This is a genomic window from uncultured Pseudoteredinibacter sp., from assembly GCF_947500695.1.
Taxonomy (GTDB): Bacteria; Pseudomonadota; Gammaproteobacteria; order Pseudomonadales; family Cellvibrionaceae; genus Pseudoteredinibacter.
Genome location: NZ_CANMSS010000015.1, coordinates 39751 through 63503, shown reverse-complemented (window position 1 = coordinate 63503; position 23753 = coordinate 39751). Strand labels below are relative to the sequence as shown.

Below are 23753 nucleotides of genomic sequence, written 5' to 3'. Positions count from 1 at the left end.
AATTGACTCCTTAGCAGTGAATTAAATCGCAGGGTTCGGGTTATAGTAATGGCGGCCTGAGTGAATATTTTGCATGTATTCAAGCAGCTCTAAAAAGTGCTCTTCATTATTGATCGGGTCAATCTCGCTTGCATTTACGAGCAATAAGGGAGATGACTGGTAGTGATGGAAAAACTGTGTGTAGGCTTCATTTAAGCGCTGTAAATACTCTAAGCTGATATTTTGCTCTTGCTCAACTGCGCGTTGATTAATACGCTCCATTAAAACTTCAGCAGGTGCTTGCAGGACAACGACTAAATCGGCACTAGGGGCTTTGAATTTTAAGTGGCTAAACACCTGCTGGTAAATCTTTAATTCGTCTTCGTCGAGAACGACATGTGCGAATAGCTGGTCTTTATCAATTAAAAAGTCGCAGACAGTATTTCCTGCAAAGAGGTCACTTTGCTGCAGGCCTTCAAGTTGCCTAATGCGTTCAAATAAAAAGAACAGTTGGGTCTGCAGTGCAAGTGACTTGGGGTCGTTGTAGAAGCGAGTTAGAAATGGGTTACTCTGAGTATTGTCCAATAAAGTGCTGGCGCCGATATGTTGAGCCAGCTTGCTGGCAAAAGCGGTTTTTCCTACCCCTATTGGCCCTTCAACCGCGATCAAGCGACGCGATAAGCTCTCAGTATGACTCATTGTGCTTCCTCTGGCAGACGCTCTAAGCCTTCCCAGCCTAAAGCCTTTGCAGATGTTTTTAAAGAATCCATTGTAGGAATCTTTAAATCTTCATCCAGCTCTAAAAGTGGTTGCATGACAAAGTTTCTATTGCTTATTTGGGGGTGGGGGACAGCCAGTCTTGAGCTGCTGATTTGCTGTTGGCCAAATAGCAAGATATCTAAATCAATGGTCCTTGCGCCCCAGCGTTTTTGGCGAACTCGTCCGAGTTTGTCCTCAATAGATTGCAAAAAATCCAATAATTGAATGGCTTCAAGTTGAGTTTCTATTTTGCATGCGGCATTAAGATAGTCATCTTGAGGCTCGTCATCTAAGGTCAATGCTTTGCTGCGATAAAAACTCGAGCAAGCAAGCAGCTGGCATTGTTCATGAGCCTCTATAAGCTTTAAGGCACTCTTCAGGGTCGTCAGCACATCGCCCTGATTGGCGCCTAAGCCAATAAAAGCCTCTGTCATGAGGAGGCTTCTTTATTGGCAGGCTTACGTCTTTTTCGGCGTGGTCGCTTCCCTTTAGGAAGAGCTGCTAGCATTTCCTCTTGTCTGGCCTCATCAGCATCCTGGAACTCAGTCCACCACTTGCCCAAACCTTGGCAATCTTCCCCGGCGTTTTCTCTTAACAGTAGGAAGTCATAGGCTGCACGGAAGCGTTGATGCTCCATTAGGCGTACAGCGCGTTTTCCTGCACGTAAGGGCAGGCGGCCCTGTAAATCCCAGATCTCTCGCATGGTAATCAAAAAGCGCTTGGGAATTGCAGTATGCTTTAATTGTGCATCGATGACTTTTTGGGCGGCCTTATGCATCCGCATTGCGGGGGGATTTTTAGGGTCCTGTTGTGCGAGAGCATCTTGCAAAGGCCCCCAAAGTAAGGCCGCAAGAATAAAGGCTGGAGTAACTCTTTGCTCATTGGCAAGTCTGCGATCGGTGTTTTGCATCACCAGTTTTAACAGGGCTTGATCGAAGCCCTCGTCACGATCGAGTCTTGCCGCCGTAGCGGGAAACAGGGGCGCTAGTAGTTCATATTCTCTTAGCTTATCCAGTGTAGCCTGGGCCTTGCCACCTAAGAATAGCTTTAGACATTCATCAAATAGGCGGGCAGAAGAAATATTCTCTAATAGGGGCGCCATTTGCTTAATGGGGGCGGCGGAATTCGGCTCGATATCAAAACCTAGCTTGGCAGCAAACCTTGCTGCACGCAGCAAGCGCACAGGGTCTTCTTGGTAGCGGGTTTTGGGGTCGCCAATCATACGAATAAGTTTATTGTCGAGATCGCTAACGCCATTGGTGTAATCGTGGATGCTAAAACCATCTAAAGAATAGTAGAGTGCATTCACAGTGAAATCACGGCGCAAGGCGTCTGAGCGTAAATCGCCGAAAACGTTGTCGCGTAACAGCATACCTTCTTTGGACTGGCGTGACTCGGTGCTGTTTGAGGAGCTGTCGTGATTGGCTCTAAAGGTTGTAACTTCGATGATCTCGCGGCCAAAGCGTACATGAACAATTCGGAACCTACGGCCAATTATCCGGGCGCTTCTAAAGAGCTTGCGCACCTGCTCAGGAGTTGCATTAGTGGCAACATCAAAATCCTTAGGACTGCCTCCCAATAAGGTGTCGCGCACACCTCCGCCAACCAGATAAGCTTCGAAGCCTGCTTCATTGAGCACCTTCATTACTTTGATCGCACTGCGGCTAATGCGCTTTCGTGAAATACTGTGTTGATCACGAGGGATAATCTTAGCTTCTTGCGGGTATTCATACTGGCTAGAAGACTTAAACAAGCTATTAATAGAACGGATAACGCGTGTAAACATATTATTAGGACAGGGCCTGATTCTCGGCTCAATAAGGCAATAAAGGCCGCTCTTTAGGGCAGGCTAGGTATTGCGTTTTTAGAATGGGGCAAAGTGTAACATGGTTATTCGAATAGGCCCATGTAAGGGAATAAAGGTAGCAAACTAGAAATACTGATATCGGAGATAGCAAAACGGGAAGCATAAAGCTTCCCGTTCAAGCAAGGTGGTAACTTGTACTAACGAATACCTCGTTATTGTTATTAGTGGGGCGAGTCCTTGCCCCCATTAGCAACTTGCTTTTCTGGCAAACCCTGTCCAGTGCAGTCAGTCAGTTTTACGCTTGTTATTGTTATTTTTTGTTGTTGTGCTTATTTTTAGAGGTCAGCAGTATCAATATATTCACTACTGTAATCACTATGCATTAACCATGCATATTAAGTATCGTTATTATTATTGTGTCTGTTGATTTATTTTTATTATTTGTTGTTATTATTTGGCGACTATAAAAGCATTTAGCGTGCCAATATTTAAAATTCTTTTAAAAACAATGACTTATAAAAATTTCTTGAAAAAAGCAGATTATTTGCTACCCAAATTCGTTACCGAAAATCTCGCAGAACGTTACGTATTGGCTTGCGCGGGTAACACTTTGGGTCAAGATGGGGAACTTTTTGGTCAATCGTATGCCAGCCCACCATGGGCTTGGCACTTAAGTTGTGCTTAGGACTGAGGTGGGCTTGAGAGGTCTACTATTTTGCTTGATTGGTTTTTTTGCGTGGAATGCCCAAGCGCTGACGTCGTTCCCATAGGCATTTGCGGCTGACTCCCAACTTGCGAGCGAGTTCTGTTTCACTCATTGTGTCTTGGTGTTCTAACACAAAGCGTTGGAAGTAGTCTTCTAGAGAGAGGTCTTCCGCTGGTTCTTGGGTCGGTTTGCGGGGTCTTAAAGTAGATTGAATAATTTTAATATCGGTCGGGTCGTCTATTTCGACAAGGTCGAGGTCGATCCCTAGAAGGTCGTGTGAGATCTCTTTGTCGTCCTCGCACAATATGACGCTGCGCTGCATGGCGTTTTCCATTTCGCGCACGTTACCAGGCCAGGTATAGGTGGTTATCGCCTGTATCGCTTCAGGGCTTAGACGTAAAGCTGGCTTTTTAAAGGCTTCACAGTAGCGTGTGAGCATGTGTTCGGCTAATGAAATAACGTCTTTGCCTCGCTCTCGCAAGGGCGGTAGATCCAGTTGCACTACATTAATGCGGAAGTACAAGTCTTGGCGAAAGCGCCCTTCATCGGAAAGCTTCCTCAGATCACGGTGGGTAGCCGCGACGAGACGAACATCCACTTTTTGAGAGTGGATAGAGCCAATAGGGCGAACCTCTCCTTCTTGTAGCACCCGTAGCAGTCTCGCTTGAGCTTCAAGGGGGAGTTCACCAATCTCGTCCAGAAACAAGGTGCCACCGTCAGCGGCGGCAATAAGCCCTTCACGATGGCTGTCAGCACCGGTAAATGCCCCTTTCTCGTGACCAAACAGCTCTGATTCAATCAAGGTTTCTGGAATCGCCGCGCAGTTTACGCTGATCAGTGGGTTCTGGGCGCGAGGGCTCTCTTGGTGAATAGCTTTTGCTGCGAGCTCTTTACCTGTGCCGGTTTCACCATGTACCAATACGGTTGCGCCTGTCGGCGCAACTTTGTGTATGCGATTGTAGAGGTTCTTCATTACCTGGCTGCTGCCAATCATGCCGGCAATAGCTTGGCTTGAGGATTTTGATTGATTGAGGGCCTTTGCGGCAGCGTTGGCTTTACCTATTGCTCGACGCACCGAGGCTAGCATCTCATCGTGGTCAAATGGCTTGGCGATATAATCAACGGCACCCATCCGCATAGAGTCTACAGCGGAGCGCAAGCTGGCATAGCTGGTCATAATCAATACTGGGATATCACCAGCTAGTTGAATGAGGTCGGTCCCCGGTCCGCCAGGCAGGCGTAAATCACTAATGATCAACTCGAAATTGGTGAGCTTATACTTGGTGGTAGCTTCTTTAACCGAGCTGGCTTCACTCACGGTATATTTGTGGCGCTCTAATAGCTTGCGCAAGGCGGTCCGGATAATGGCTTCATCTTCCACAATCAAAATGTTGCTCATAGCTTAGCTGCTCACCAATTGATCAGTGTTACTGTTACTTTTTCAGGGGAGGCATAGTGTTACCTCCATAGCACACAGTTTCAAGGCTTAAGGGGGAATTTTAAGATGAATTGCGCGCCTGAGGGGTTCTCTTTAGGGCCTAGGTTGCGTATTTCGACGCTTCCAGAATGCTCCTCCATGATGCTATAAACCATTGCGAGGCCAAGGCCGGTGCCTTCTCCAGGGTCTTTGGTGGTAAAAAATGGTTCGAGTATGCGCTCCATTATCATTTCGGGTACACCTGGGCCCTGATCCGTTACTCTCAGTATCAACTGATCTTTGCTTGGCTCTGCCTCTACTGTAACTTCGGCCCCAGCAGGGCTTGCGTCTCTAGCGTTACTGAGCAGGTTGATAAACACTTGAATCAAGCGTTGGCTGTCACCCAGTATCAGATACTGCTCGGATACCTTATTGATGAACTGCAATTCTTGCTTCTCTGGGTGTAATTCCAGAAGGTGGATAGCCTCGGCTACACACTCACGAATCTGAATACTTTGAAGTTGGCTTTGATCACCTTGGCCAGTATGAGAGAAGTTAACTAGTGACTGCACTATTCGGGTAATACGGTCGGTTTGCGAAAGAATCTGTGCAACCGTTTCTTGAGTGTCTTCAGGTTCTGACTCATAGCGTAGGTTTTGTGCTAGACAGGCAATGCCTGTTACTGGGTTGCCAATTTCATGGGCGACCCCTGCCGCTAGACGACCAACCGATGCTAGGCGCTCATTATGCATAAGCTCCTGTTCAAGTCGGTGAGTTTCGGTAACATCTTCTAACAGTATGACGGTGCCTTGGGCGCGGCCTTCCATAGGCGTTTGAACTTTTGCCACATGCAAGCTGATCCAATGAGGCTGGCCATCAATCTCTACTTCTTGATTAGCCCAGTGAGTTGCTCCACTGTGGTAAAAGTTTCTAATAATCGGCCCCCATGGAGGAGGCAATTCGTTTAAGTGTGAGCCGCTAATTTTGTCGCCAGCTAGGCGTGTTAAATGTCCCATTGCTTTGTTCCAAAGTACGACCTCTAAATCTTGGCCAATGGAACAAACGGCCATGGGAAGCTCTTGCAGGGTTTGGCGGTGATAAAGTCGCAGATTGTTTAGTTCAGCCGGGAGGCCTACCAGTTTGTTTTGATTCTGCTCAAGCCGCTCTTCCATAAAGGTAACATCGGTAGATGAGCCTTTGTGTTTTCGCAGCGGGATGTACTTGCTGATAATTTCTTGAGCCATATTAACGCCCAAAATTCCGCTCAGGTTCGCTTCAAGTTGATCGCGTAATCGTCGGAGTGCGTATGGACGTCGTTCATTTTCATCCAGTTTGAGTTGGCTCAAGGCTTTGCTGATAGCTTCACGGCTTGGTTGATTGCCGAGCGCGGAGCTTAAGCGCCGCTCAACATCGCTGACAGAAAAAACGTCTAAGCTGCTGCGCTTCGGTTGGCTCAGCTCGTTTTCCGCACAAAGCTCTGCGCTATAAACTTCTTCTGCTGTAGCCTGGCTGCGATAAGATACCCAGGCAAATATCAGGCTGTTGATGGTAAGTGATAAGAGCGCCACTGTATCCCAATGTTCTAAACCCAGTTGAAGGTGCGGCCCGTAGCCTAAATTAATACTCTTAATATTAAATAGTGTGGGCATGGCCAAGCCTAAAAGCCAAATCGCGGCCCCCGCACTCAGTCCTGCTAAAAATCCTTGGCGATTACCGCTGGGCCAATAACTGATGGCAATTAAACCAGGCACAAATTGTGCCCCTGCAATAAAACTCAGCAAGGCAAGCTCGGTTAAACTGTGTTGGCCTTGCCACAAACTATAAAGCCCAAGGGTAATAATCATTAAGCAGCAAATAGCGATTTGCTGTAGCCTTTTCAATTGCTTGCTGAGCCCACTACCACGGCGGATTCCAGCCATAGGCAATAAGCAGTGATTGACGACCATAGTGCTAAGGCTGATCAATATCGTGATCAAAGCTGTTGCTGATGCCGATGCGCCAGCGATAAACATAATGAGTGTCCAGGCGGGTCGCTCCATAGAGATTGGAAGCCCTAAAGCAAAAAATTCTGGTTGAGTTAGTACGCCTCTCTCAAAGCCGGCCCAAAGTACAGGGAAGATAGGAAAGGCAAAAAGCAGCAAAAGCGTAGGGAAGGCCCAGGGCAGAATTCTCCTGATATTACTTCTTGGTTGCTGAATAACGGCACTATGAAAGAGATTGGGGGTGATCAGAGAGCTGGCAATAAAGACAAGTAGCAGAGTGTGAGATGATGTTTCTCGTAACGGCGAATACAGAAGGTTAACGTTTTCTGGGTGCTCTAATAGCCAATTGTCAAGTTGATCAAAGCCGCCAAATACAGCAAAAATCGCCAGCAGACCGATTGCATTAAAGGCAAAGATTTTAACAATGGTATCGGCGGCCAGTACCAGCGGTAGTCGAGAATAATGTTGTTTGCTAGCGGCAATCAGGCTGATGATGAGTACTAAGACAGCAAAACCTAAAGTAGCAAAATCGTTACTGTGAATGCTATCTTCGGCGTAATGATTGCCATGGGTGATGAGCTCATAGCTCAACGAGAGACTTTGCAATTGCGCTGCCAGCAAGGGCATTAATGCAAGCGCGAGGAAGAGGGTGGCGAGTTGTCCAGCGCTATTGCTGTGATACCTAAACACCAATAGATCGGCTAGCGACTGCAATTGATAGCGTCTGCATAATTCAGCTAGTGGAGCCAAAGCTAAGGGCGCAAAGAGAAATAAGGTGCCGGTTCCTAGGTAGTAAGCAAATGCACCATAACCGTACTCTAAGGCCAATTGACTCGAACCGTATAAGCTCCAAGCGCTGGCAAAAACGCCTAGAGCTAAAGTTTGGGTTGCAGGGTGCTGGCTTAAGCGTCGTAGCCAGCGAAATTTTCCCGCGACTAATAGAATGGCTAAAAAAGAAAGCAAATAAGCTGTGGTAGCCGCTATTACCAAAGTTTCTGACAGAGTCATGATTGATCGTCTTTACGCCATGGTTGGTAAACAAAAATTGCCGCAATAATCATAAAAAACCAAATGATGTAGGGCCTCAACCAGCTTCCTTCTGGGTTGATCATCCAATTTAGCAGGGTGGGCGAAAAGACATAGGCAATGATGAGCACGGCGATCAATGTTTGTTGGTTGTTCATATTGTTCGTGCTCGTCTCTTAATTGCAGCTTATGACTGTTTTCGCTTTAGACATTTATTGGATATTACGGTAAGCCCTGCTTTTTTTAAACGTATTAGTAATATCGCAATCATCAGTTTAACTCGCCGGCTCTGGCAGCTTGCCCGGGATATTTTCTAAGTTCCAATTATCAATACCCCATTGTATTAATTCTTTGCATGGGGCGCCCTTGAATTCTGCCTTTGGATTTTGGCCTAGCAATTGTAAACAGTAATAAATATTCTCGGATGCTTGGCTAGATTGAATTGCTGGAGCATGGTTTTGCTTGCTGAGCTTTTGTCCCTGAGTATTCAAGATCAAAGGTAAATGAAAGTACCTAGCAGGAGTGCAGTTTAAAAGCTCATAAAGATAAATCTGTCGAGCTGTTGAGCTGAGCAGGTCCTCTCCGCGTACAATATGACTTACATTGAAATCTATATCATCGACGACGACTGCGAGTTGATAGGCAAATAAGCCGTCTTTACGTAGCAGTACAAAGTCGCCCACCTCTTCAGCTAAAGCTTGCTCTTGTTTGCCTTTGAGTCCGTCGTCAAACTGTAAGTCGATTGCTCGGATAGCGGCTCGCCAAGCCCAGCCAGGGCTTTGCAGTTTTACTTCGCTGCTGTGGCATCGGCCGTTATGAATGCCTCTGTTTGCTGCCAGCTCTTGGCGGGAGCATTGGCAGGGGAAGATAGCATCAAGCTTTAACAGTTGTTCCAAAACTTCAAGGTAGCGCTCATGGCGCTGGCTTTGAAAGCAAATCTCGTCATCGTGCAGAAGGCCATGGGCTTCCAGGGAGTGTAAAATTGAGTCTGTTGCGCCGGCTTGTTCTCGTGGTGGATCTAGATCTTCAATTCTGATCAGCCATTTGCCCTGCTGTGAGCGTGCATCTAAAAAGCTCGCTAATGCTGCAAGCAAAGAGCCCATATGTAAGGGGCCGGTAGGTGAAGGCGCAAATCGGCCAATATAGGAAGTAGACATGGGAAATGGCGCGGCCTCATGCCGCGCCAAACGGGATTAGCCGCCGATTTGTTTTTCTTTAATCTCGTCGAGTGTTTTGCAGTCAACACACAAAGTAGCTGTTGGACGAGCTTCTAAACGACGAATGCCGATTTCGACGCCACAGGCATCACAAAAGCCATAGTCGTCATTTTCGATGCGCTCCATGGTGGAGTCGATCTTTTTAATCAGCTTGCGTTCGCGATCACGAGTGCGCAGCTCAAGGCTGAACTCTTCTTCCTGGCTGGCGCGGTCGGCTGGGTCAGGAAAATTAGCTGCCTCATCTTTCATATGGCTCATGGTGCGGTCAACTTCTTCCATGAGTTCGGTTTTCCACGCTAACAGCAGGCCTTTGAAGTGCTCCATTTGAGCATCATTCATGTATTCTTCGCCTTTTTTCGCTTGGTAAGGCTCGAATCCTCTCAAGGTGAAGCCTGCTGCGGCCTCTTTTTTATTGCTGGGCATATTATGCGCCTCTACTTATTTCTACAGACCCGCATGTTGGGGCTGTTTTCCTTAATTCAAGGGTCCCTAAATCGAACGGTGCAAGCTACCAGAAGTCATTCCTAGGTGCCAGTAATTTTTAGCCTAATCAATGTTTTCTTGGCGCGTATCACCTTGACGGATACCGCTGTCATAGCATCAACGTTAAACTATCTTGCTTTGAAACTATAGAGCCTTTTATATGTTATTTTCTCCGCCGCTTATCCAAGGGCAGTTAATTCGGCGTTACAAACGCTTTCTAGCCGATGTTATCGGCCCGAATGGTGAAAAATTAACCATTCACTGCCCAAATACCGGCTCGATGACAAACTGCATGGTGGAAGGCGGTAGGGTTTGGTATTCCACCTCTGATAACCCAAAGCGCAAATATGCCCATACGTGGGAAATTGCTGAAAATCAGTGGGGCCACCTTGTGGGTGTAAATAGCGCTCGCGCTAATGGGCTCTTGGAGGAGGCTTTGATGGCCGGGCTTATTGCACCTTTGGCGCATTATAAAAGCTGTCGTCGAGAAGTGCGCTTGCCGAGCGGCAAACGATTGGATTTCCTGCTGGAAGAGTCAAAAGATGACTCTAGGCCTTGTTATATTGAAGTAAAAAGCATGACCTTAATGAGGCAGCATGGCTTGGCTGAATTTCCAGACGCCGTCACCAAACGTGGTCGTGAACATCTTGAAGAGCTCGCTACAATTGCCAAGTCTGGAGCGCGAGCCATATTGTTTTTTTGTGTGCAGCACAGTGCTGTAGAGCAAATATCTGTCGCCCGCGATATTGATCCGGAATACACAGAGAGCTTGTTAAAGGCTCAAAATGCTGGCGTAGAGGTGCTGGCTTATTCGGCTAGCTTAGATGATCAGCAGATCAAGCTTAGTGGAAAGCCCTTAGACTGGGCTTAGCTTATGATTTTCTTGGGGCGAACTGCCTTAACAGCTGAATGGGAAGCTGCCATTGTCTCAGATAATGTGCCGCGGCCTCTTCGTTAATCACTTCTTGGTTGAACAGCAAGCAGCTGCTGCTGGCTATATCACAATCTTCCAGCGTTTTGCTTAGTAGGGAGTCAGATGTCCCCGTCGTGCTTAAGGATTGGCAAACTTCTTCGCCTAGTTGCCAGTCCTTGGCGATTTTTTGAGAAAGCTCAGGGGCTATATTTTCTAGGCTGTCATAGGCCAGCCATTCTATAGCGTCAGATTGGTCGGGGCGCTTCTGCAGGGCGGTTGCTAAGTAACGCAAGCAGCAGAGTGCGCCGGCAAGTTGCATGCAGCTTATCAAGTTTACAGTGAAAGTGTGGCCAAGTTTGTGCAGAGCAAGGTGGCGGCCGATAGTTAAATTAAAGTTTAGGTGGAGCCAGTGTCTTTGGTGGAGCTCAGGGGCGACGTCGCGGCTGGCTTGGAAACTCGCCTTTAATGCTGGAAGTAGCATTTTGCTCGCATGCATATCAATACTGCGTTCATTAGCTAAGCTTTCATCCAGTACAGTGAGTTTACACTTGGGGTTGTTGTTTAGTAATTCTTGCTGCAGATAGTCGTTTAGATTTTGTAAGTGTTCGCTTTGATCTTTTTCTTGTATCTGAATCAATTCAAGAGGCCAGGGTGGCAGATAGGCTTTACGAGCACGACTTGATCTTAGCATTAGCTGCAGATCCCGTTTGCACTCTTCTATCCAGACATTGCTTTTGGCAGGGGCTGCTGGTTTGTATTGGCTAATAAAAGAATAGAGTAGCTCAGACAGCTCTTTCTTGAGCTGGCTTCGCGCTTGCCCGATAAAGCTCGACGGGCTTGGTCGTTGTGTTTGATTTGACATCCTTGATACCTCTTGCGGGCCCCTTCCTGGGCTTGGTTACGTATCTTCCTACACTAAAACCATTGTAGATGCTGTTTGCTTGTTCGGTAAATACTCAAAAATGCTTAGTAATTGTTGGTCTTATATTCAAATTACGCTTCGGCTTGCCAGCTGTGATCTAGCTTTCTTAGCTTCAATGGCTGCAAGCTTTGCCCTATGCAGGGGCCAGAAACGCATTTGCCATCTTTTATGTTAAATAGCGCTCCGTGGCTTGAGCATTGAATTAGGCTCTTGTCGAAATCGAGAAAGCTGTCCGGCTTCCACTCAAGGTTTATCTTTAAGTGTGGGCAGCTATTTTCATAGCCGTAAACTTGACCGTGTTTTTTGACCAGAAAATAAGCCTGCTGGTTTAACAGAAAGCCTTTACTTTGACCTTCAGCGATATCTTCGGGGCTAAATGGGAGATCGTGCCATTGCTTATCAGTATTCATCGCGACACTTTAACACATAAAAAAACGGCTACCCGAGGGTAGCCGACAACCGTGATTAGCCTGATAAGGAGAAGTGACTCGAAAAGCCGCTTCAAGTTGAGCGTTGCCGCCCAACGGTTTAAATAATAATGGTTTTCATTATCATGTCAATAGCAAATGGGAATTATTATTGTTTCTGGGCTAGTGAAGTGCCTTTGCGCATTAACTTTATCGCTAGATTAGCTTTGGACGTCGACTTAATGGGCGGCGCTTTCTCCGGCGGCAAGATCGTCAGCGTCTTGAACCAATTGGTCTTTGGTCTCTTGGCTGAGCTCATTCCAATGTTTGTCATCAAGGGCGCCTTGTAGGGCATAGAGCATAACTTTGGATACATGGATGCCGCGCTGTTTGATGCGGACATAGGCCTGCACAGGCCCCATGGAATGGAGCTCCTGACGAGAGTGCACGCCAATAGCGTTAAGGATATTGACCGTAGCAATCCCTAGATTTTTGAGCTCAAGTAGCTCACTATCGCGGTCGGACATAAGGCTAGATTCCCATTTTCGTTATATTTATTGTTAATAACCCGGCGGGTCTTAATGGAGAAAGCTAAGCGTTATAATACATCCTAACGCCCTAAGAGCAAATTTTATGCAGCTAAGAGTTGCTTTTGTTGATTAGGGTGTCAATCACTGTTTCGAGCTGCGGGCTGTTGCTATCAGGTTTTAGGGGTTAAGTGCATGTTGGTTATATTCGATTGTGACGGTGTCATTGTGGACAGTGAGACCATCGCCGCAGAGGTCTTTGCTGAGCACTTGCAGAAGTTGGATTTAAATGTCAGTGCGCAGGAGTGTTTTGATCGATTCAAAGGCTACTCAATGAAAAGCTGTATGAAGCAGCTCATCGAGATGCTTGGTGGCCCCATTCCCAGTCACTTTTTGACGGCGATGCAAGAGGATACATTCAATCGTTTTCAGTCAGACCTAAAGGCAATAAATGGCGTTGAGTTTGCGATCGATCAGCTTGAGCTTGCGGGGTGGCGAACCTGTATTGCTTCGGGCGGGAGTCATGGCAAGATGAGGGTTACTTTAGGCAAAACCGGTTTGTGGGACCGCTTTGCTGGCCGTATCTATAGTGCTGTAGACGTTGCTAACGGTAAGCCTGCCCCAGATATATTTTTACATGCTGCAAAAGAGCAGCATGCTGCGATTGAAGATTGTGTGGTTATTGAAGATTCCCAGGCGGGTGTCGAGGCGGCAATCGCTGCAGGTATGAAAGTGTGTTTCTTTGATCCAGAAGGGCAGGGTTTACGTAATCAAGAGTTGCTGCAGCGCCCGGGGGTTTATCAATTTTGCCAAATGGAGCAACTCCCACAATTGTTAAAAATGGTCTAATCAGCTAATTGGCTGAAAATGGGGGAAAAAATGACTGCAGAGGCAATCTCCGAAGCCAGCCAGATCTGGTCCCAGTTATTAACGGAAGCAAAATTAGCGGGCGAGGCAGAGCCTTGCTTGGCCAGTTACTATCATGGCTCGATCTTAAATCATCAGGATTTGCCTGCTTCACTAAGCTTTCATTTGGCTAACAAATTAGATTCCCATGCGGTGCCTGCGATGATGTTGCGAGAAGTCATTTCAGCAGCCTATTGCCAAGAGCCGCAAATGATATCGGCCGCCGTAGCTGATATGAAAGCTTATTATGAGCGCGATCCAGCTTGCGATCAGTACTTAATGCCGTTTTTGTACTACAAGGGCTTTCAGGCCTTGCAGTCATATCGCGTAGCCAATTATTTGTGGCGAAGTGATCGCAGGGGCTTGGCTTTGTATTTTCAAAATCAAATCTCGCAAGAATTTGGTGTTGATATACATCCGGCCGCCACGATTGGGCAAGGTATTATGATCGACCATGCTACCGGGGTGGTGATCGGTGAAACGGCGATAGTACATAATAATGTTTCAATGCTGCATTCCGTTACCCTTGGTGGCTCAGGTTGTCAGGGTGGAAAGCGCCATCCGACGGTTTGCGAAGGGGTCTTAATCAGCGCTGGTTCAAAAGTCTTGGGTAATATTTGCATTGGTCGGCAGGCTAAAATTGGTGCTGGCAGTGTCGTTTTATCCTCTGTTGCGGCTCATACCACGGTTGCTGGTGTGCCCGCTAAGCCAGTAGGGGCGTCACCTGGTCGCCCAGCACTGGATATGGATCAGCAGTTGGATGATTGTTGCGAGTAGCGCTAGAAGGGTCTAGCTTTAAACGAAAGCAACATCTTATATAAGGAAAATAAGGGCAAAGCCCTAGGGTGTTTATGTCAAACGAACGATACAACTTAGTTTTTCGCGGGGATATTGTGCTCGGGCACAATATTTCAGATGTTAAGTTGCGTCTTGGTAAGCTTTTTAAGGTGAATGATACTCAGCTTGAGCGCTTGTTTTCTGGCCGGCCTGTGGTTATCAAGAAAAACCTCCCAAAACTGGAAGCTGATCGCTATACAGAAGCCTTGCAGCAAGCTGGCGCCCAAGTAGAGATTCAAGAGCTCAATAAGGCGCCACCAACCCCGATTGAGTCAGCGGCCGATAAAAAACAGGCCAGTAAGCCGAGCCTGGCAGAAAGGCTTGCTGAGCAGAATAGTGGGGCAGGCCTGCAGGAGCCGAGTGGTACTTTAGCTTTTGCCCCGAAGGTCCAGGCTCGTCAAGAGAGCGCCTTAGAGGAGGGCTTGATATTGGCGCCTGTTGGCAGCGACTTACTGGCGGATCAGTATCGTGAAGATGAAGTGGTTGTGGAGATATATCCAGTTGAGGCTGACTTGAGGCCAATGCAGGGGAATCTTTTAGATCATGATGAAATGCAGCAGCAGGTTCCGCCTATAGGTGTTGATCTCAGTGGCATTAGTTTGGCGGAAGCTGGCGAGGATTTGCTTGATGAATCGGAGCGTCCTTTGCCGGTGCCAGAAATGGAAGCCCCGAGCGATATTGAGCTGGCACCAGTTGGTGAAAATCTCGGAGAGCAAAAAGAGGATTCAGCACCATTGAATTTTGATTTGTCAGCGATTCAATTGGCTGAGCGTTAGTCGCGAGCTTAAGCTCGCCCAGTTTGCTTAGCTGGTGAATTTCCATAAAAAAAGGCCATCCGAGGATGGCCTTTTTTATTGCCCGCTTGGGCTTGTATGGCTCCGGCACCTGGGATCGAACCAGGGACCAATAGATTAACAGTCTACTGCTCTACCGCTGAGCTATGCCGGATTTGCGTCTGTCTTCGTTGACAGCGGCGCGCATAGTACCACAATGATGGCTTTTGAAAAGCTTTTTTTTGCAATTTAGTGATTTTTTTTCAAGGCCGCTGATTGTTTGTACAGGATGAGCGGCTTTGATACTAAGTCACTAAGTCACTGAGTCAAAAGCAAAAAATTTACTTTTCTTGGGCCAGGTGGCGCTCACGTGAATCCATGATTTCCTTACGAGCGGCGTCTGCATCGGCCCAGCCATCTACTTTAACCCACTTCTCAGGTTCAAGTGCTTTGTAGTTCTCAAAGTAATGCTCGATCTGCTTGATTAAAAGCTCTGGCAGGTCACCAATTTCGTTTACATCTTCGTATAGCTTGGTCAACTTGCTATGTGGCACAGCCAATAGCTTAGCATCTGGGCCAGACTCATCAGTCATGTTAAGTACGCCAATTGGACGACTACGGATAACAGCGCCTGGCATTACTGGGTATGGGCTCACTACAAGCACGTCCAGCGGGTCGCCATCTTCAGATAAGGTGGCAGGGATATAGCCGTAGTTGGCAGGGTAGAACATTGGAGTCGCAACAAAGCGGTCGACAAAGACGGCGTCGGCGTCTTTTTCAATCTCGTATTTAATAGGGTCTGCGTTGGCAGGGATCTCAATGACTACATTGATGTCGTTAGGCAAATCATTGCCAGCTGGGATCTTGTCGAAGCTCATGATGCTACTCTACTGGTTGGTTTGGCCCCAATGGTTGGAGCATAAATAAGTTGGTGGCGAATTATATACGTCCAGCGCGGGCTGTGGCTATATAGATTAAGGTTTAATCACGGGGACAGTCGTGCGATTTGCCTTGTACGTCTATGGCAATACAAACATGTGAGAGTTTTTGGATAACATTAGTGGTCGAAAGGGGTACATTGCGGCCTAGACTAGATATGGGGCTCAATGAAGTAGGGGTAAAGTATGTTCAGTAAGCGAAAAGTAACAGTGAATCTATCGGCGCTTGCGGTGGCGATGAGTGCCGCCTTGGCTGGATTAAGCAGCTCTGCTGCGGAGTTATCATCGGCAACATTTGCCGGCGGCTGTTTTTGGTGTATGGAAAAGCCCTTTGACCAAATTGAAGGTGTTCAGAGTACGGTCTCAGGCTATATTGGTGGTCATAAGCACAAGCCTAGCTACCGTGAAGTTTCGGCGGGTACAACCGGCCATACCGAAGCGGTGGAAATAAAATTTGACCCAGAAAAGGTCAGCTTTGAAGAATTGTTGGCGGTATTTTGGCGCAATGTGGACCCCTTTGATGGTAAGGGGCAGTTTTGTGACAAGGGTAGCCAATATCGCCCAGGGATCTTCTTTCATGACGAGCAGCAAAAAGCAAAGGCAGAACGCAGCCTTGCCAAGCTAAAGTCCGGCGAACTGAAGGCTGCTTTAGCCGGCGGTGAAAAAATTGCTATTGAGATTACTAAGGCCAGCTCTTTTTATGCGGCTGAAGATTACCACCAAGACTATTACCAGAAGAACCCAGTGCGCTATCACTACTATCGCTACCGCTGTGGTCGAGATGCGCGTTTGGAGGCGGTTTGGGGACCAGCAGAAAAGACTGAAAAATAAAAAAGGCGGCCAAGTGGCCGCCTTTTTTATTTTAGTTTAAGGATTAAACCTTAAACTTTTTCTTAAGTTTTTTATCTACCATAACTTTCTTCAGCTTGGCGTATTGAGGCAAGCCGTTTTTGAATGGTGGCAGGTCTTCACCCTGAATCAGCGGTAACAGATAGTCACGCCCAGCTTCGCTGATGCTAAAGCCATCTTTACTGATGTAGTTGCGAGGCATCATTTTCTCAACATTAGCGACTTGATCTAATGGTGCTTCACCAATGCTCCACTTATATTTTTTGCCTTTGCCGCGAATAATGGCTGGCATAACGGCGTTCTTGCCAGCTAAAGCCATTTCTACAGCGGCCTGGCCTACGGCGTAAGCCTGTTCAACGTCAGTGCCTGAAGCGATATGGCGTGCAGAGCGCTGCAGATAGTCAGCCAGTGCCCAGTGGTATTTGTAGCCAAGTTCTTCTTTCACCATATTGGCAAGAGTCGGGGCTACGCCGCCTAACTGTTTGTGGCCAAAGGCATCGGTAGTGCCGGCATCTGCTAAGAAAGTGCCGTCTTTGTACTGCGCGCCTTCAGAGGCAACAATTGCGCAGAAACCATATTTTTTGACGCACTGTTTTACTTTCTTTAAAAACTTTTCTTTGTTGAAAGCAATTTCTGGGAACAAAATGATATGTGGAGCGTCGCCTTCTTCTTCAGCGGCAAGACCGCCGGCGGCGGCAATCCAACCTGCATGGCGCCCCATAACTTCCATAATAAACACTTTGGTAGAGCTTTCGCACATGGAGGCAACATCTAAGCCTGCTTCTTTGATCGATACTGAAACGTATTTTGCAACCGATCCGAAGCCTGGGCTGTTATCGGTAATCGGCAGGTCATTGTCGACCGTTTTAGGCACGTGAATAGCCTGAATCGGATAACCCATAGTTTGTGAAAGTTGAGAAATTTTCAGGCAGGTATCGGCAGAGTCGCCGCCACCGTTATAGAAAAAATAGCCGATGTTATGAGCTTTAAATACCTCGATCAGGCGCTCATATTCTGCGCGATTTTCTTCCACGCTTTTAAGCTTGTAGCGGCAAGATCCAAAGGCTCCTGACGGAGTGTGGCGCAAGGCCGTGATGGTTTTTGCACTTTCTTTGCTGGTATCGATTAGCTCTTCGCGCAGGGCTCCAATAATTCCATTATGTCCTGCGTACACCTTTCCTATTTGTTTGCTTGCGCGGGCAGCTTCGATAACCCCGCAGGCACTGGCGTTGATGACAGCGGTTACACCGCCAGATTGGGCATAAAAGGCATTCTTTTTAGCCATTAGCTTCTCTCAGACTCGTTTTTAGTGAAAAATATGGAGCAGATACATCGTCCTGTGGAACTGGCAGGCCAGTCAGCGTGCTCAGTGGCGCGCATCATACTGTAAACTGATCACAATTGCATCGATTTAGGCCGCCAATTCTAGGCCTTTCGGTACCCTCTTTGGGGGACATGCTATGAGGAATTTATGCACATTCATTTTTTAGGAATCTGTGGCACCTTTATGGGGAGTTTGGCGCAGCTAGCTAAGGCGCTTGGCCATCAGGTGAGTGGCAGCGATGCCAATGTTTACCCCCCAATGAGTACGCAGTTGGAGCAGGCTGGCATCACGCTTCACGAGGGCTATGACAGTGACGTTTTAAACCCTGCGCCAGATCTGGTGATTATCGGTAATGCCATGTCGCGCGGAAACCCAGCTGTTGAATATGTCTTAGACAAGCGCTTGCCATACTGTTCTGGGCCTGAATGGCTATGTAATCATGTGTTGCAAAGCCGTTGGGTGTTGGCGGTTTCAGGCACCCATGGAAAGACTACTACCAGCTCGATGTTAGCTTGGATTCTGGAGTTTGCTGGTATGTCACCCGGTTTTCTGATTGGCGGAGTGCCTGCTAATTTCCCTGTGTCAGCACGATTGGGTGAGTCGGACTTCTTTGTTATTGAAGCCGATGAATACGACAGTGCCTTTTTCGATAAGCGATCTAAGTTTGTTCACTACCGCCCCCAGACATTGGTGATTAACAACTTGGAGTTTGACCATGCGGATATCTTCGATTCATTAGCTGATATCCAAAAGCAGTTCCATCATGTTGTTAGAACAGTGCCGAGTGTGGGGCAGGTTATTTACCCAGCGGATGTGCCAGCGGTGCAAGAGGTGTTGGAGATGGGGTGCTGGAGCGATATTCAATCGCTAGGAGGCGACTGGAAATTGCTGGCCTGCAATGCCGATGGTAGTCAATTTACACTGCAAGATCCTCAGGGACAGCAAGCTGACATTGAGTGGGATTTAAATGGCCAGCACAATGTGGCCAATGCGATGGCGGCTATCGCTGCCGCTCGGCATGTTGGTGTTGAGTTGGCTCATGCTGCTGAGGCCTTAGGGCAGTTTGCTGGCGTCAAACGACGCTTGGAAAAGCTGGGTGAAGTAGCGGGTGTAACGGTATACGATGATTTTGCTCATCACCCAACCGCTATTGCTACAACGCTAGAAGGTCTGCGGAATAAGCTGGGGGACAAGCGTATAGTGGCTGTTTTGGAGCCTCGTTCTAATACCATGAAGCTTGGGGTTCACAAGGAGACTCTTTTTCAGTCTTGCGTAAAAGCAGATCAAGTATTTTGCCTGCAGCCTCAAGGTATGGATTGGCGTTTAGAAGATTATGCTGACTCGGTCGCAAGCTCTTTGTTGGTGGCTGACAGTATCGATGACTTGTTGCAGCAGCTATTGCAATCGATAGAACATGGTGACCATGTAGTACTAATGAGTAATGGCGGCTTTGGTGGCCTGCATCAGCGTTTATTAAATGCTTTAAGTGAAAAAGAGGTGGGCTAATGCGAACAATCAGTCTAGCTATTACCGGTGGTTCTGGAGTGCAATATTCATTGCGCTTGCTGCAATGTCTTTTAGCCGCGAATTGTCGTGTTAATTTGATGGTGTCACGAGCCGCAGCTGTTGTTATCAACACTGAGACAGAATTCAAATTGCCTGAAGATGAATCGCTTTGGGGATCGTGGTTTTGCCAGCATTATCAAGTAGACGCCGAACAGTTGCGTTACTACAGTCGAGAAGATTGGTTCTCACCGGTGGCCTCGGGCTCAAGCCATTGCGCGCCACTGGTAATCTGCCCGGCGAGTGGAGGAACCTTATCGGCTATTGCCTGCGGAGCAAGCAATAATCTTATTGAGCGGGCGGCTGATGTAGTTCTGAAAGAACGCAAGCCGCTGTTGTTGGTGCCTAGGGAAATGCCCTACTCGGCTATCCACCTCGAAAACATGTTGAAGCTCACTCAGCTTGGCGCCATTGTGATGCCAGCGAGCCCAGGCTTCTATCACAATCCCAAATCTATAGAAGACTTGATTGATTTTGTGGTCGCACGAATTCTGGATCAACTGGGTATCGAGCAAAGCATTATGCCGCGTTGGGGAGAGTGATAGGGCCCATTTGCAATATTGGGCCGTTAGGCTAAAACATTTTGTTCTCGGCCAGCTAAAAAACTCTCGAGGTTGGCAGCCATAATGTTTAGTAGTCTTTGCCTAGCTTCTTGGCTGCCCCATGCAGAGTGGGGGCTCAGTAGTAAGTTTTGATCATTCAAATGAAGCAAAGGGTGGTCGGCTGGGGGAGGTTCTTGGCTGAGGGTATCTAGTGCTGCACCAGCAATTTGATTAGATTCTAGTGCGTCTTGTAATGCCGCTTCATCGATGAGTCCACCGCGTGATACGTTGATCAACAGTGCGTTGTTTCTCATGCTTGCTAGCTCGGCCTTGCTAATCAGTGACAAGGTGTCCTCATTGAGGGGGCAGTGCAGGCTGATAACGTCGCTTTGTTCCAATAGCTTATTAAAGCCTACTCGCGGTGGTTGCGCGGCTTCTCCTTTGCGCGCGGCAATCACTACCTTCATGCCTAAGGCTTTACCTATGTCGGCGACAGCTTTGCCAATACTGCCGTGCCCTATAATCCCAAGTGTTTTACCACTGAGTTCGGTAATTGGAAAATCCAGCATGCAAAAAAAAGGGCTTTGGCTCCATTGGCCTTCTCGGCAAGCCTGGTGGTAACGACTCAACTGAGTGGCCAGATTGAGAATCATCGCCCAGCAGTGTTGGGCGACGCTGGCGGTCCCGTAGCCTGCCACATTGCATACTCTTACGCCGTGTTTTTTGGCAGCCTTAAGGTCTACGTTATTACTGCCTGTGGCGGCAATTAAAATGAGTTTTAATTGGGGGCAGGCTGAGATTAACTCTTCATCAAGAAGCACCTTGTTGCTAACGATTAGCTCCGCATTTTGACAGCGAGTTAGTCGCTCTTTCATGTTCGTCGTACCGTGTATCTCCCAATGCTCTACTTGGTCGAGTAGTGGACTCAGGTCTAGGTCTTTTGGGCCTAGACTATCGGCGTCGAGAATTACGGCGTTGTGCATAAAAATTGACCTTTCTTCAGATGTTATTGGCTTGCGCTGTGGAACCATTCGGCAATGAGGGGCTCAATTATTTGGCCTCTTGGAATAGCAATAAGCGGCTGAGGGCGTAAATGCTAGGCTTGGCTTGGCTATTAAATCAAGGTTTCTTGTGTGGTCGCTCAGAGTAAGCCCTTGTAATCGTCGTAAGCTGAGCTCTAAGTTACTGTTTTCACAGGTGTAAAGTTCGGTGAATTTCTGTCTTTTTCAGGCTATTAGCGCCTCAATAGGATATTATTCGGCTTTTATAGCAATCTAGCCCCAGCGGCTGTAACAATTTAGCCCCCGCGGCGGAGGGGGAATTCGGAGTATAAGGTCTATCATGCTAAGAGGTTTAGCGGCAATTTACCAAGGATTAGTGATTCAGCGCCCTTGGTTGGGTTTAATTTTGGTTATAGCGTTGACTGTCTTGGCGGCAGCTGGTTTGCCAAATTTCAAGCTGGATGCTTCATCAGAGTCGCTTACCCTTGAAAACGATAAAGACTTAGATTACTTCCGCGAGGTTTATAGTCGCTACCAAAGCGGTGACTTCTTAGTTGTTACCTATCGTCCAAACGCCGATTTATTTTCAGATCAGTCGATCAGTGACCTGCGCAGCCTGTCAGATGAACTAGCCCAAATTGAGGGGGTAGATTCTGTATTGGGTATGCTGGATGTTCCTTTGCTTTATAGCCCCAAGCTCAGCTTGACCGATTTAAGCGACGAGCCTCGAACGCTGATGAGTGAAGGAGTTGACCGAGAGCTCGCCAAGCAAGAGTTTTGGAATAGCCCAATATATCGCGACATGTTGCTGAGCCCAGATGGTCGCACAACGGCAATCTTGGCGAACCTAAAGGTAGACAATAAATACTTGGCGCTGGTGAAACAGCGTGACGAATTGCGAGCACTTTTTAAGGCTGGGCAACTGAGTGCAGAACAGCTGCAAGAGTATGAGCGTGTCAGTGCGGAGTTTTTAGATTATCGCACCCAGGCGGCTGTTAAAGATAAGGCTAGGGTTGCTAAAGTACGGGAGGTCGTAACGTCCTATTCCGATCGAGCCGAAATGTTTGTTGGTGGTGTGACGATGATCACCGCCGATATGATTGACTTTATCCAAAGTGATTTGATTGTTTTTGGTTTGGGTATCGTTATTTTTATCGTGCTCTTGCTAGCGGTTATCTTTCGCCAATGGCGATTTATCATTTTGCCGCTGTCGACCTGTATTCTGACGGCTGTTCTGATGTTGGGGCTGCTGAGTTGGTTGGATTGGCGTCTGACGGTTATCTCCTCGAATTTCGTTGCCCTACTATTGATTACCACTCTAGCCATTACTATTCATTTGGTAGTGAGGTTTCGTGAGTCCTATGGTGAGCACCCGCATTGGAGCAAGGGTCAGTTGGTCATGGACATGGTGCACTATATGTTGCGCCCTTGTTTATTTACGGCACTGACCACGGTGGTTGCTTTTGTCTCCTTAGTGGTGAGTGGAATCCGCCCGGTTATTGATTTTGGCTGGATGATGACCATGGGTTTGGCCGTTGGTTTTTGCATGGCTTTTATTCTATTGCCGGCCGGTTTGATGCTGTGGCCTCTGGGCGATCCCAAGGACAATGGCGATCAGTCGAAAGCCTTTACCCTGGGCTTCTCTCGTTTTGCGGAGCAACGCGGTGGTTTGGTTATCACACTTTCAATTTTGGCGGCATTAGTATCGGCTTACGGTATAAGCTTACTTAAAGTAGATAACCGCTTTATCGATTACTTCCATAAGGACACTGAGATCTATCAGGGGATGGAAGCTATTGACCGTCGCTTGGGTGGTACTATGCCGCTCGAGATTATTATCGATATAGCACCTGAGGTTGCGGTCGCTGAAGAGCTTGAAGCTGAAGAAGATGATGAGTTTTCGGACGAATTTGATGATGAGTTCGGTGATGATCTATTTGCTGATGAATCTGCCGAAGCCGATACGGTTTATTGGTTTACCAGCGCAGGCTTGCGCAAGGTCGAGTCTTTACACGATTACTTAGAGTCGCTACCTGAAGTGGGTAAAGTTCAATCGTTGGCTATCGCCTATAAAGTTGCAAAAGATGTGAATGGCGGGAGCTTGAGCGATTTCGAGTTGGCGATCCTCCGCCAAGCCTTGCCGGATAGTATTAATGATGTCTTGGTAAAACCATATTTGGCTATCGAGCAGGAGCAGACACGAATTTCCATGCGTTTGGTGGAAACCAGTGCAGATCTTGATCGTATGACGATCATGGCCAAGATACGAGACCACGCAATTAATGAGTTGGGCTTTGCGCCTGAGCAAATCCACTTTAGCGGTATGTTGGTGTTGTACAATAATATGCTAAACAGCTTGTTTGACTCTCAGATCATGACTCTTGGCGCGGTCTTTATAGCCATCATGGTGATGTTTGTTATCTTGTTTAGATCATTCTCTTTGGCTTTGGTCGCTATCGTGCCTAATATGCTGGCCGCCTTTATGGTTTTGGGGGGAATGGGAATTGCCGGCATTCCTTTAGACATGATGACGATTACCATAGCGGCCATTACCGTAGGTATTGCCGTTGACCATGAAATTCACTATATAACCTGCTTTAAACGTGAATTTGCAAAGGATGGTAATTATATTGCCACTATGCATAGATCTCATGGCACCATTGGTAGAGCGCTTTACTATACCGCGATCACTATTATTGTTGGCTTTTCAGTGCTGTCGCTGTCAGAATTTATCCCGTCGATTTATTTTGGCTTGTTAACCGGCGGTTCGATGATTGCAGCAACTTTGGCTTCCTTGGTGTTGTTACCCAAGTTGATTATTTTATTTAAGCCTTTAGGTCCAGAGCCTGCTTAGAGCAAGCTATTAAAAGGAAAT

Annotated in this window: 22 protein-coding genes and 1 tRNA gene; 8 read left to right on the top strand and 15 right to left on the bottom strand. The window is 47.4% G+C overall.

Annotation, left to right across the window (positions count from 1 at the left end; translation table 11 throughout):
* Positions 1-21 precede the first annotated feature (21 nt).
* From Q1A08_RS20110 to dksA, 8 genes are all read right to left on the bottom strand, one after another.
* Positions 22-678 (bottom strand): deoxynucleoside kinase, encoded by a 657-nt coding sequence (locus Q1A08_RS20110; protein WP_299776197.1) that lies wholly within the window; start codon positions 676-678, stop codon positions 22-24.
* Positions 675-1172 (bottom strand): 2-amino-4-hydroxy-6-hydroxymethyldihydropteridine diphosphokinase, encoded by a 498-nt coding sequence (gene folK / locus Q1A08_RS20105; protein ID WP_299776196.1) that lies wholly within the window; start codon positions 1170-1172, stop codon positions 675-677. The genes Q1A08_RS20110 and folK overlap by 4 nt, the downstream gene beginning before the upstream one ends.
* Positions 1169-2524, bottom strand: coding sequence for a polynucleotide adenylyltransferase PcnB (pcnB, locus tag Q1A08_RS20100; protein WP_299776195.1), 1356 nt, complete (start codon positions 2522-2524; stop codon positions 1169-1171). Before pcnB ends, folK begins: the two co-directional genes overlap by 4 nt.
* Positions 2525-3255: 731 nt before the next feature.
* A complete protein-coding gene (locus Q1A08_RS20095; protein ID WP_299776194.1) occupies positions 3256-4650 on the bottom strand; it encodes a sigma-54 dependent transcriptional regulator in 1395 nt (464 codons plus the stop codon).
* Positions 4651-4730: 80 nt separating this feature from the next.
* Complete coding sequence (locus Q1A08_RS20090) at positions 4731-7658, bottom strand: ATP-binding protein (protein ID WP_299776193.1); 2928 nt, start codon at positions 7656-7658, stop codon at positions 4731-4733.
* Entirely contained in the window at positions 7655-7834 is a 180-nt protein-coding gene (locus Q1A08_RS20085; RefSeq protein ID WP_299776192.1) for a hypothetical protein, read from the bottom strand. Before Q1A08_RS20085 ends, Q1A08_RS20090 begins: the two co-directional genes overlap by 4 nt.
* 117 nt (positions 7835-7951) lie before the next feature.
* Positions 7952-8833: a tRNA glutamyl-Q(34) synthetase GluQRS gene (gene gluQRS, locus Q1A08_RS20080; protein WP_299776191.1), complete on the bottom strand. Its 882-nt coding sequence runs from the start codon at positions 8831-8833 to the stop codon at positions 7952-7954.
* Between the two features lie 36 nt (positions 8834-8869).
* The gene (dksA, locus tag Q1A08_RS20075; RefSeq protein ID WP_299776190.1) at positions 8870-9316 is read right to left on the bottom strand and encodes an RNA polymerase-binding protein DksA; all 447 of its coding nucleotides are present in this window, start codon (positions 9314-9316) and stop codon (positions 8870-8872) included.
* Positions 9317-9536: 220 nt separating this feature from the next.
* Here dksA and sfsA point away from each other — a divergent pair, with 220 nt between their 5' ends.
* Positions 9537-10247, top strand: a complete 711-nt coding sequence (gene sfsA, locus Q1A08_RS20070) for a DNA/RNA nuclease SfsA (protein WP_299776189.1) — start codon at positions 9537-9539, stop codon at positions 10245-10247.
* Position 10248: 1 nt separating this feature from the next.
* Here sfsA and Q1A08_RS20065 read toward each other — a convergent pair whose 3' ends face one another.
* From Q1A08_RS20065 to Q1A08_RS20055, 3 genes are all read right to left on the bottom strand, one after another.
* Positions 10249-11151, bottom strand: coding sequence for a hypothetical protein (locus Q1A08_RS20065; RefSeq protein WP_299776188.1), 903 nt, complete (start codon positions 11149-11151; stop codon positions 10249-10251).
* 131 nt (positions 11152-11282) lie between these two features.
* The gene (locus tag Q1A08_RS20060; RefSeq protein WP_299776187.1) at positions 11283-11621 is read right to left on the bottom strand and encodes a Rieske 2Fe-2S domain-containing protein; all 339 of its coding nucleotides are present in this window, start codon (positions 11619-11621) and stop codon (positions 11283-11285) included.
* A 236-nt stretch (positions 11622-11857) separates the two neighbouring features.
* Positions 11858-12145 (bottom strand): TfoX/Sxy family protein, encoded by a 288-nt coding sequence (locus tag Q1A08_RS20055; protein WP_299776186.1) that lies wholly within the window; start codon positions 12143-12145, stop codon positions 11858-11860.
* Positions 12146-12340: 195 nt separating this feature from the next.
* On the opposite strand from Q1A08_RS20055, the gene Q1A08_RS20050 reads away from it, so the two are divergent.
* From Q1A08_RS20050 to Q1A08_RS20040, 3 genes are all read left to right on the top strand, one after another.
* A complete protein-coding gene (locus Q1A08_RS20050; protein WP_299776185.1) occupies positions 12341-12994 on the top strand; it encodes an HAD-IA family hydrolase in 654 nt (217 codons plus the stop codon).
* Between the two features lie 30 nt (positions 12995-13024).
* Positions 13025-13828, top strand: a complete 804-nt coding sequence (cysE, locus tag Q1A08_RS20045; protein ID WP_299776184.1) for a serine O-acetyltransferase — start codon at positions 13025-13027, stop codon at positions 13826-13828.
* A 74-nt stretch (positions 13829-13902) separates the two neighbouring features.
* Positions 13903-14664 (top strand): hypothetical protein, encoded by a 762-nt coding sequence (locus tag Q1A08_RS20040; protein ID WP_299776183.1) that lies wholly within the window; start codon positions 13903-13905, stop codon positions 14662-14664.
* 97 nt (positions 14665-14761) lie between these two features.
* Here the strand turns inward: Q1A08_RS20040 and Q1A08_RS20035 are convergent.
* Together Q1A08_RS20035 and ppa are read right to left on the bottom strand one after the other, a co-directional pair.
* Positions 14762-14836, bottom strand: a tRNA-Asn gene (locus Q1A08_RS20035).
* A gap of 166 nt (positions 14837-15002) precedes the next feature.
* Positions 15003-15539: an inorganic diphosphatase gene (ppa, locus tag Q1A08_RS20030; protein ID WP_299776182.1), complete on the bottom strand. Its 537-nt coding sequence runs from the start codon at positions 15537-15539 to the stop codon at positions 15003-15005.
* Between the two features lie 246 nt (positions 15540-15785).
* Between ppa and msrA the strand changes: the two genes are divergently transcribed.
* Positions 15786-16430: a peptide-methionine (S)-S-oxide reductase MsrA gene (gene msrA, locus Q1A08_RS20025; protein ID WP_299776181.1), complete on the top strand. Its 645-nt coding sequence runs from the start codon at positions 15786-15788 to the stop codon at positions 16428-16430.
* Positions 16431-16473: 43 nt separating this feature from the next.
* Here the strand turns inward: msrA and Q1A08_RS20020 are convergent, their stop codons facing one another.
* Positions 16474-17733 (bottom strand): 6-phosphofructokinase, encoded by a 1260-nt coding sequence (locus Q1A08_RS20020; RefSeq protein ID WP_299776180.1) that lies wholly within the window; start codon positions 17731-17733, stop codon positions 16474-16476.
* Positions 17734-17919: 186 nt separating this feature from the next.
* On the opposite strand from Q1A08_RS20020, the gene mpl reads away from it, so the two are divergent.
* On the top strand, positions 17920-19278 hold the full coding sequence (gene mpl, locus Q1A08_RS20015) for a UDP-N-acetylmuramate:L-alanyl-gamma-D-glutamyl-meso-diaminopimelate ligase (protein WP_299776179.1): 1359 nt from the start codon (positions 17920-17922) through the stop codon (positions 19276-19278).
* Positions 19278-19877: a flavin prenyltransferase UbiX gene (locus tag Q1A08_RS20010; RefSeq protein ID WP_299776178.1), complete on the top strand. Its 600-nt coding sequence runs from the start codon at positions 19278-19280 to the stop codon at positions 19875-19877. The genes mpl and Q1A08_RS20010 overlap by 1 nt, the downstream gene beginning before the upstream one ends.
* 26 nt (positions 19878-19903) lie before the next feature.
* On the opposite strand, the gene Q1A08_RS20005 is transcribed toward Q1A08_RS20010, so the two are convergent.
* Positions 19904-20860, bottom strand: a complete 957-nt coding sequence (locus tag Q1A08_RS20005; protein ID WP_299776177.1) for a D-2-hydroxyacid dehydrogenase — start codon at positions 20858-20860, stop codon at positions 19904-19906.
* 358 nt (positions 20861-21218) lie between these two features.
* On the opposite strand from Q1A08_RS20005, the gene Q1A08_RS20000 reads away from it, so the two are divergent.
* A complete protein-coding gene (locus Q1A08_RS20000; RefSeq protein WP_299776176.1) occupies positions 21219-23732 on the top strand; it encodes an MMPL family transporter in 2514 nt (837 codons plus the stop codon).
* Positions 23733-23753: the final 21 nt, after the last annotated feature.